The sequence below is a fragment of the Aureimonas glaciei genome, assembly GCF_014643375.1.
Taxonomy (GTDB): Bacteria; Pseudomonadota; Alphaproteobacteria; order Rhizobiales; family Rhizobiaceae; genus Plantimonas; species Plantimonas glaciei.
This window is the reverse complement of the sequence record NZ_BMJJ01000015.1, coordinates 124069-132153: the sequence shown is the minus strand read 5'-3', so window position 1 is coordinate 132153 and position 8085 is coordinate 124069. Positions and strand designations below refer to the sequence as shown.

Below are 8085 nucleotides of genomic sequence, written 5' to 3'. Positions count from 1 at the left end.
CCATCGCATTGCTCTCGCGCCACCCCATCGACCGGTCCTCCCAGCCAACAAAGTGTCACCCATCCATCCGGGCTGAAATGTCACCACTCTATCAGGGCAGGACACATGCCGCGACCTTCTCCCCGCAGGGGAGAAGAAGCAGCGTCCGCCTCGCACTTCGCCATCACCCTCTCGCATGATGACCTGCACCCTTGCCGCCGGCCAAGGTCGCGTTATGGATGTCTACACACTACGGACCCGGCGGCGAGAGCCGGCATTCCGTCAAAGCGCGGCGAGATCCCCGCGCGCCCAGCCCTCGCGCACTTCGGCGACATGCGCCTCGAAGGTGCCGGCGCTGATCGCGGCGCGCATGCCGGCCATCAGGGTCTGATAGTAAGCGAGGTTGTTCCAGGTCAGCAGCATGGCGCCGAGAAGTTCGTCGGAGCGCACGAGGTGGTTGAGATAGGCCCTGGAATAGTCGCGCGTCGCCGAGCAGTCCGACGCCTCGTCGAGCGGCCGATGGTCGTCGGCATGGCGGGCGTTCTTGAGGTTCACCTTGCCGAAGCGGGTAAAGGCGAGGCCGTGACGCCCTGCCCGCGTCGGCATCACGCAGTCGAACATGTCGATGCCGCGGGCGACCGACTGGACGATGTCGTCCGGCGTGCCGACGCCCATGAGATAGCGCGGCTTCTCGGTCGGCAGCGCCGGCAGCGTCTCATCCAGCGTCTTCAGCATCACCGCCTGCGGTTCGCCGACGGCGAGGCCCCCCATGGCGTAGCCCTTGAGGTCCATGGCGGCGAGGCGTTGCGCCGAGCGCAGGCGAAGGTCCGGCACGTCGCCGCCCTGGACGATGCCGAACATCGCCTTGCCCTTCTGCGTGCCGAAAGCTTTCGCCGAGCGCTCGGCCCAGCGCAGCGACATTTCCATCGCCCGCTCGATCTCGGCCCGCTCGGCCGGCAGCCGCACGCATTCGTCGAGCTGCATCTGGATGTCCGAGTCGAGAAGGCCCTGGATCTCGATCGAGCGCTCCGGCGTCAGCGCATGCGCCGAGCCGTCGATATGCGAGCGGAAGGTCACCCCGGTCTCGTCGAGCTTCCTGAGATTCGCCAGCGACATCACCTGGAAGCCGCCGGAATCGGTGAGGATCGGGTGCGGCCAGCGCGCGAACTCGTGCAGGCCGCCGAGACGCGCCACGCGCTCGGCGCCGGGCCGCAGCATCAGGTGGTAGACATTGCCGAGGATGATGTCGGCACCGCTGTCGCGGACCTGATCGAGATACATCGCCTTGACCGTGCCGCCGGTGCCGACGGGCATGAAGGCGGGCGTGCGGATGGTGCCGCGCGGCATGGAAATCTCGCCGCGGCGGGCGAGGCCGTCGGTGGCCAGCAGCTTGAACTCGAAGGACTCGCTCAACGCATTCTCTCCGCGGGTTCAAGCAGGCAGGCATCGCCATAGGAATAGAAGCGGTAGTGCTCGGCGACCGCATGCGCATAGGCGGCGCGCATCGTCTCGAGGCCGGAGAAGGCCGAGACGAGCATGAACAGCGTCGAACGCGGCAGATGGAAATTCGTCATCAGCACGTCGACGGCGCGAAAACGGTAGCCCGGCGTGATGAAGATCGAGGTCGGCGCATCGAAGGGCTGGATCCGGCCGGCCTCATCGGCGGCGCTTTCGAGGAGCCGCAGCGAGGTCGTGCCGACGGCGACGAGCCGCCCGCCGCCGTCGCGTACGGCGTTCAGGCGATCGGCGGTGGCCTGATCGATGCGGCCGATCTCGGCATGCATCTTGTGCGCCTCGGTGGTCTCGGCCTTGACCGGCAGAAACGTCCCTGCCCCGACGTGCAGCGTCAGGAATTCGCGTTCTACGCCAGCAGCTTCCAGGCGTTGGATGAGATCGTCTGTGAAGTGCAATCCGGCTGTCGGCGCGGCCACGGCCCCGTTCTCGCGGGCGTAGATCGTCTGGTAGTCGGCGGTGTCCTGCGCGTCGACAGGGCGCTTGGAGGCGATGTAGGGCGGCAGCGGCAGGATACCGCTGACGGCCAGCGCGGCGTCGAGATCGGGGCCGCTGCGGTCGAAGACCAGCAGCGCCTCGCCGCCCTCGTTCTTTTCCGCGACCAGCGCCGACAGCGCGCCGGGCGTCTCGCCGAACTCAAGCGTCTCGCCGACGCGCACGCGCTTCCCCGGCTTCAGAAAGGCCTGCCAGCGCTCGGGTGCGACGCGCATGTGCAGCGTCGCCTCCACGCGCGCCACCGTGTCGCCGCGGTGGCGCAGGCCGAAGAGACGGGCCGGAATCACGCGCGTGTCGTTGAAGACGAGGACGTCGCCGCGCCTGAGCAGGCCAGGAAGGTCAGCGATCGTCCTGTCGGCGAGACCGCCGTCCGGACCGACGTGCAGAAGCTTCGCCGCGCTGCGCGGCAGCGCCGGACGCAGGGCAATCAGATCCTCCGGCAGATCGAAGTCGAATTCGTCGACGCGCATCGCGCCCTCTTCAATGGAAATCCGCCCGGCCTTGCAGCCGAGCGGATGAAAACCGAATGCACATGTGGCGAAAAACCTAAGCGCCCCCTACCGATCGTCATCCTCGGCCGAAGGCCGGGGATCCATGCCGCAAAGGTGTCGCACTGCTTCGGTGCCGGATTGCCTCGTTGCCGTCTCGGCATGGATCCCCGGGGCCAAGGCCCCGAGGATGACGAGCTAGAAAGGCAAGAGGCCTCCGAAGGCTCAGCAGACCTTACAGATCAGCGGCAACGCGCATGGTGGTGATCGAGTCGGGGTCGCGAACGGGCTCGCCCTTCTTGATCTGGTCGATGACGTCCATGCCCTCGATGACTTCGCCCCAGACCGAATACTGCTTGTCGAGCCAGGGGGCGCGTTCGAAGCAGATGAAGAACTGGGAGTTGGCCGAATTCGGGTTGCCGGTGCGGGCCGCCGAAACCGTGCCGCGCTTGTGCGGCTCGGCCGAGAACTCGGCCTTGAGGTCGGGCTTGTCGGAGCCGCCCGAGCCGGTGCCGGTCGGATCGCCCGTCTGCGCCATGAAGCCGTCGATGACGCGGTGGAAAACGACGCCGTCGTAGAACTTCTCGCGGGCCAGTTCCTTGTAACGGGCGACATGGCCCGGCGCGAGGTCGGGCCGCAGCTTGATGACGACCTTGCCCTTTGTGGTTTCGAGGACGAGCGTGTCTTCGGGATTCTCGTAGGCCACGGTGTCTCCTTCCATGATGTGTTCAGTTGACGAAAGTGAAGGGGCCTCGGACGAAACCGAGGCCCCCTTGCGATGGCTTGCACATGGACGATCACCGGCCGGGAAACAAGCCCAAGCCGGCGACGGACGCCCTGCGCGCCTACTTGTCGGCGACCTTGACCGTCAGCATCTTGTCGGGGGCCGAGACCGAGCCGTTGTCGGCCGGGTCGCCCTTCTTGATCTTGTCGACGACGTCCATGCCCTTCGTCACCTTGCCGACGACCGTGTACTGGCCGTTCAGGAAATCGCCGTCGGCGAGCATGATGAAGAACTGCGAATTGGCCGAATTGGGATCCTGCGACCGGGCCATGCCGACGGTGCCGCGGCTGAAATTCTCCTGGGAGAATTCGGCCTTGAGGTCGGGCAGGTCGGAGCCGCCGGCGCCCGTACCGGTCGGATCGCCGGTCTGCGCCATGAAGCCGTCGATGACGCGGTGGAAGACGATGCCGTCGTAGAAGCCCTTCTCGGCCAGCGCCTCGATCTGCTTGACGTGGTTCGGCGCGAGGTCCGGGCGCAGCGCGATGTCGATCTCGCCGTCCTTGGTGGTGATGACGAGCGTCTCGGCGGCATTGGCGGCCATGACGGGGCCGGTGATCGTGGCGAGGGTGATCGCGGCGGCGAGCCCGAAATTGGCAAAACGCTTCATGGTCGGCTTCCTCAATTAGGGTCTGGACCGGCCTGGTCGACAGGCGGCTGACGGAAACGGCGTCACGCGAATTTCGCCTTGAGGGCGCGCGCGACGACCGCGGGAACGAAGGGGGCGACATCGCCGCCCATGGCTGCGATCTGGCGGACCAATGTGGCGGTAATGGGCCTGAATTCCGGGCTTGCCGGCAGAAACAGGGTGACGATTTCCGGCGCCATCCGGCCGTTCATGCCGGCCATCTGCATTTCATAGTCGAGATCCGACCCGTCGCGCACGCCGCGCACCAGCGCCACCGCCCCCTGCTGCGCCGCGGCCTCGATCACCAGTCCGTCGAATGAGACGACCTCCACGGCCGCCGCTGTACCGCTTCCGAGGTCCGCGACGACCTCGCGGATGAGGGCTGCCCTCTCCTCGAAGCTGAACATCGGCGCCTTGCCGGGATGGACGCCGATCGCCAGGATCACCCTGTCGAACAGCCTCATCGCCTGGGCGAGGACATCGAGATGGCCGTGTGTCAGCGGATCGAACGAGCCGGGATAGAGGGCTATGCGGGAAGTCATCGGGACGGCCTCCCCCGGGTTTGGATTGTCATCTCGTTCAGCATGTTAGGAAACCAAGGAGCAAGAGCTGGAAGCGTAACTGTGGGCGGTGGAAAGCGAAGCGCAAGAGAGCGATTTCCCGGCAGGCGTTCGGCACGAACCTGCCCGAGGGAAGAGCGCCTCCGAAGCTTCGTCGGCCCCTCAACCCGCGGAGAAGATGAATGCTGATTTTCGCCCTTTCCCTCGCCATGGCTGCCGGCCTGGTCTCCGCCACCGCCATCGCGCTTCACAGCGAGGCCGAGAAATCGAGGGCCAAGGTCATGCTTCACCGTCATCGCCCCATCAACTGACCGCACCTGCCCTCCGTTCACTCCACACCGAAAGCCGCCCCTTGGGGCGGCTTTCTTGCTGAAGGGCCTCAGCTGTAGCCGGGATGGAGCGACGAAGGCGCGCCACCATCCTCGCCGCCTTCATCGCTGCGCCTCATTCGTCGCTCGGCGTCCCGCTCGGGTCCTCGTCGGTCTGAGTCCCGCTCGGGTTCTCGTCGGTCGGCGTCTCGCTCGGGTCCTCGACGGCAGGAGCCGATCCCTCGGCGTCGATCGCGCCTTCGACGTCCTCGGGGCCCTGATCCGGGATGCGCTCGACCGAGACGACCCGTTCGCCCTCCGCCGTCTTGAAGATCGTCACGCCCTTGGTGGCGCGGCCGGCGACGCGGATGCCCTCGACCGGCACGCGGATGAGCTGGCCGCGATCGGTGACCAGCAGGATCTGGTCGCCGGTCTCGACCGGGAAGCCCGCGATCAGCGGTCCGATCTCGGCCGCCCGCGACGTGTCGGTGGCGCGGATGCCCTTGCCGCCGCGGCCGATGGTGCGGAAGTCGTAGGAGGACGAGCGCTTGCCGTAGCCGAACTCGCTCAGCGTCAGCACGAACTCCTCGTTGGCGCTGAGGAAGCCGTAACGCTCGGGCGTCAGCGAGACTTCCTCCGCCGTCTCCTCGACGATCTCCTCTTCGGCGCCTTCGATCGCCGCGGCTTCGCCTTCGACGGCCCTGCGCATCTTCAGATAGGTCGTGCGCTCCGCCGGCGTGGCATCCACATGGCGCAGGATCGCCATCGAGATGAGCTTGTCGCCGTTCGGCAGCGCCATGCCGCGCACGCCGACCGAGTTGCGGCCGGCGAAGACGCGCACATCGGTGACGGGGAAGCGGATGCACAGGCCGGAATTCGCCGTCAGCAGGATGTCGTCGTCTTCCGAGCAGGTCGCGACGGCGAGGATCTCGTCACCGGCGTCGTCGAGCTTCATGGCGATCTTGCCGTTGCGGTTCACCTGCGTGAAGTCCGACAGCTTGTTGCGCCGGACGGTGCCGCGCGTGGTGGCGAAGACGACGTTCAGCTCGGCCGCCTGCGCCTCGTCGTTCGGCAGCGGCATGATCGAGGTGATCCGCTCTTCCTTCTCCAGCGGCAGGAGATTGATCAGCGCCTTGCCCTTGGACTGGGGCGTCGCCAGCGGCAGGCGCCAGACCTTTTCCTTGTAGACGATGCCGCGCGAGGAGAAGAACAGGATCGGCGTGTGCGTGTTGGCGACGAACAGGCGGGTGACCGAATCCTCCTCGCCCTTCAGCGTCATGCCCGAACGGCCCTTGCCGCCGCGGCGCTGCGCCCGGTAGGTGGCGAGTGGCACGCGCTTGATGTAGCCGCCATGGCTGACGGTGACGACCATGTCCTCGCGAGGGATCAGGTCCTCGTCGTCCATGTCGGCCGCGCCCTCGGTGAGCTCGGTGCGGCGCGGCGTGGCGAACTCGTCGCGCACTTCGCGCAGCTCGTCCTTGATGATTTCGCGGATGCGGGTGCGCGACGACAGGATGTCGAGGTATTCCTTGATCTCCTCGCCGATCTTGTTCAGCTCGTCGGCGATTTCGTCGCGGCCCAGCGCCGTCAGGCGCTGCAGGCGCAGATCGAGGATGGCGCGCGCCTGGATCTCCGACAGGCGGTAGGTGCCCTCTTCGGAAATGCGGTGGCGTGGATCGTCGATGAGCCGGATCAGCGGCGCGACGTCCTTGGCCTCCCAGTGCCGCTCCATCAGCTGCTCGCGCGCCGTCTGCGGATCGGGCGCCTGACGGATCAGCTTGATGATCTCGTCGATATTGGCGACGGCGATGGCGAGGCCCACCAAGACGTGCGCCCGCTCGCGCGCCTTGCGCAGGAGGAAGCGCGTGCGGCGGTTGATGACTTCCTCGCGGAAGGCGATGAAGGCCTGCAGCATGTCGACGAGCAGCATCTGCTCGGGCTTGCCGCCGTTCAGCGCCACCATGTTGGCGCCGAACGAGGTCTGCAAAGGCGTGAAGCGATAGAGCTGGTTGAGGATGACGTCGGTGGTGGCGTCGCGCTTCAACTCGACGACGACGCGGTAGCCTTCGCGGTCGCTCTCGTCGCGGATGTCGGAAATGCCCTCGATGCGCTTGTCGCGCACCAGCTCGGCCATCTTCTCGATCATCGAGGCCTTGTTCACCTGGTAGGGAACCTCGGTGACGATGATCGCCTCGCGTTCGCCGCGGATCTGCTCGATATGCACCTTGCCGCGCATCAGGATCGAGCCGCGGCCGGTGGCGTAGGCGGAATAGATGCCGGCCTTGCCGAGCACCAGCGCGCCGGTCGGGAAGTCGGGGCCGGGAATGTATTCCATCAGCTCGTCCAGCGTGATCGCTGGATTGTCGATCATCGCGATCGTGCCGTCGATGATCTCGCCAAGATTGTGCGGCGGGATGTTCGTCGCCATGCCGACGGCGATGCCGCCGGAGCCGTTGGCCAGAAGATTCGGGAAGCGGGCCGGCAGAACGACCGGCTCCATCTCGCGCCCGTCGTAGTTCTCCTGGAAGTTAACGGTTTCCTTGTCGATGTCGGCAAGCAGCGAGTCCGACACTTTTTGCAGCCGCGCTTCGGTGTAACGCATGGCCGCCGGCGGATCGCCGTCGATCGAGCCGAAATTGCCCTGCCCATTGATCAGCGGCGCGCGCAGCGACCAAGGCTGCGCCATGCGCACTAGGGCGTCATAGATCGACAGATCGCCGTGCGGATGGAACTTGCCCATGACCTCGCCGACGACGCCGGCGGATTTGCGGAAGGGCCGGTTCCAGACCAGGCCCATCTCGTGCATGGCATAGAGCACGCGCCGATGCACCGGCTTCAGGCCGTCGCGCACGTCGGGGAGCGCGCGGCTGACGATCACGCTCATCGCGTAGTCGAGATAGGACCGCTGCATTTCCTCGACGATGGAGATGGTATCGATGCCGCGCGGGCGCTCCGGAGGGATGATGTCGATCTCGTCGTCTGCCAAGCTGCTGTCCTGAATGGTGGTCGGAAGTGATGCTGTATATAGCCCTTCGCGCCCCCTTTGGGCAAATCGAGGGCCATCGAAAAACGCTCAATTTCACGATCGAAATCAACAGCTTACGATAGGCGTCAAAGAAAACGACAGGCCCGCTTCGCGAGCACTGCCGTTTTCGGCCGTTTCGCCCCTCGAATCGGCCGCTCCGGGCCTTGGCCGGACTTTCCCGATCATCCGGCGTACGGTTGCGTGGCCGGCGCTAAGCGGGCCCTGCTGGGGAGGCGCCATCCATCGGCGCGAGCTCGACGGCAAAGCGGGCGGCAAACGCCGGCTTTGCCTCGCACCGCGCCATTGAGC

The 8085-nt window shown here is 66.2% G+C and carries 7 protein-coding genes; 1 reads left to right on the top strand and 6 read right to left on the bottom strand.

Annotated features, from left to right (window positions below; all coding sequences use genetic code 11):
* Positions 1 to 261: 261 nt before the first annotated feature.
* The 5 genes from tgt to coaD form a co-directional block, all read right to left on the bottom strand.
* Complete coding sequence (gene tgt, locus IEX88_RS23775) at positions 262 to 1392, bottom strand: tRNA guanosine(34) transglycosylase Tgt (protein WP_188854970.1); 1131 nt, start codon at positions 1390 to 1392, stop codon at positions 262 to 264.
* On the bottom strand, positions 1389 to 2456 hold the full coding sequence (gene queA / locus IEX88_RS23770; RefSeq protein WP_188854969.1) for a tRNA preQ1(34) S-adenosylmethionine ribosyltransferase-isomerase QueA: 1068 nt from the start codon (positions 2454 to 2456) through the stop codon (positions 1389 to 1391). The genes tgt and queA overlap by 4 nt, the downstream gene beginning before the upstream one ends.
* A gap of 253 nt (positions 2457 to 2709) precedes the next feature.
* Entirely contained in the window at positions 2710 to 3180 is a 471-nt protein-coding gene (locus tag IEX88_RS23765; protein WP_188854968.1) for a peptidylprolyl isomerase, read from the bottom strand.
* A gap of 139 nt (positions 3181 to 3319) precedes the next feature.
* Positions 3320 to 3865 carry a peptidylprolyl isomerase gene (locus tag IEX88_RS23760; RefSeq protein ID WP_188854967.1) on the bottom strand — a complete coding sequence of 182 codons (546 nt, stop codon included), beginning with the start codon at positions 3863 to 3865 and terminating at the stop codon, positions 3320 to 3322.
* A gap of 62 nt (positions 3866 to 3927) precedes the next feature.
* Positions 3928 to 4425 (bottom strand): pantetheine-phosphate adenylyltransferase, encoded by a 498-nt coding sequence (coaD, locus tag IEX88_RS23755; protein WP_188854966.1) that lies wholly within the window; start codon positions 4423 to 4425, stop codon positions 3928 to 3930.
* Positions 4426 to 4625: 200 nt separating this feature from the next.
* Here coaD and IEX88_RS27110 point away from each other — a divergent pair, with 200 nt between their 5' ends.
* Entirely contained in the window at positions 4626 to 4754 is a 129-nt protein-coding gene (locus IEX88_RS27110; RefSeq protein WP_274604638.1) for a hypothetical protein, read from the top strand.
* A 133-nt stretch (positions 4755 to 4887) separates the two neighbouring features.
* On the opposite strand, the gene gyrA is transcribed toward IEX88_RS27110, so the two are convergent.
* Positions 4888 to 7662, bottom strand: coding sequence for a DNA gyrase subunit A (gene gyrA, locus IEX88_RS23750; protein ID WP_244640467.1), 2775 nt, complete (start codon positions 7660 to 7662; stop codon positions 4888 to 4890).
* Between the last annotated feature and the right edge of the window lie 423 nt (positions 7663 to 8085).

Coding starts and splice junctions, on each gene's coding strand:
- queA (WP_188854969.1), bottom strand. CDS start 2,456: ATGCGCGTCGACGAATTCGACTTCGATCTGCCGGAGGATCTGATTGCC.
- IEX88_RS23760 (WP_188854967.1), bottom strand. CDS start 3,865: ATGAAGCGTTTTGCCAATTTCGGGCTCGCCGCCGCGATCACCCTCGCC.
- coaD (WP_188854966.1), bottom strand. CDS start 4,425: ATGACTTCCCGCATAGCCCTCTATCCCGGCTCGTTCGATCCGCTGACA.
- IEX88_RS27110 (WP_274604638.1), top strand. CDS start 4,626: ATGCTGATTTTCGCCCTTTCCCTCGCCATGGCTGCCGGCCTGGTCTCC.
- gyrA (WP_244640467.1), bottom strand. CDS start 7,662: ATGCAGCGGTCCTATCTCGACTACGCGATGAGCGTGATCGTCAGCCGC.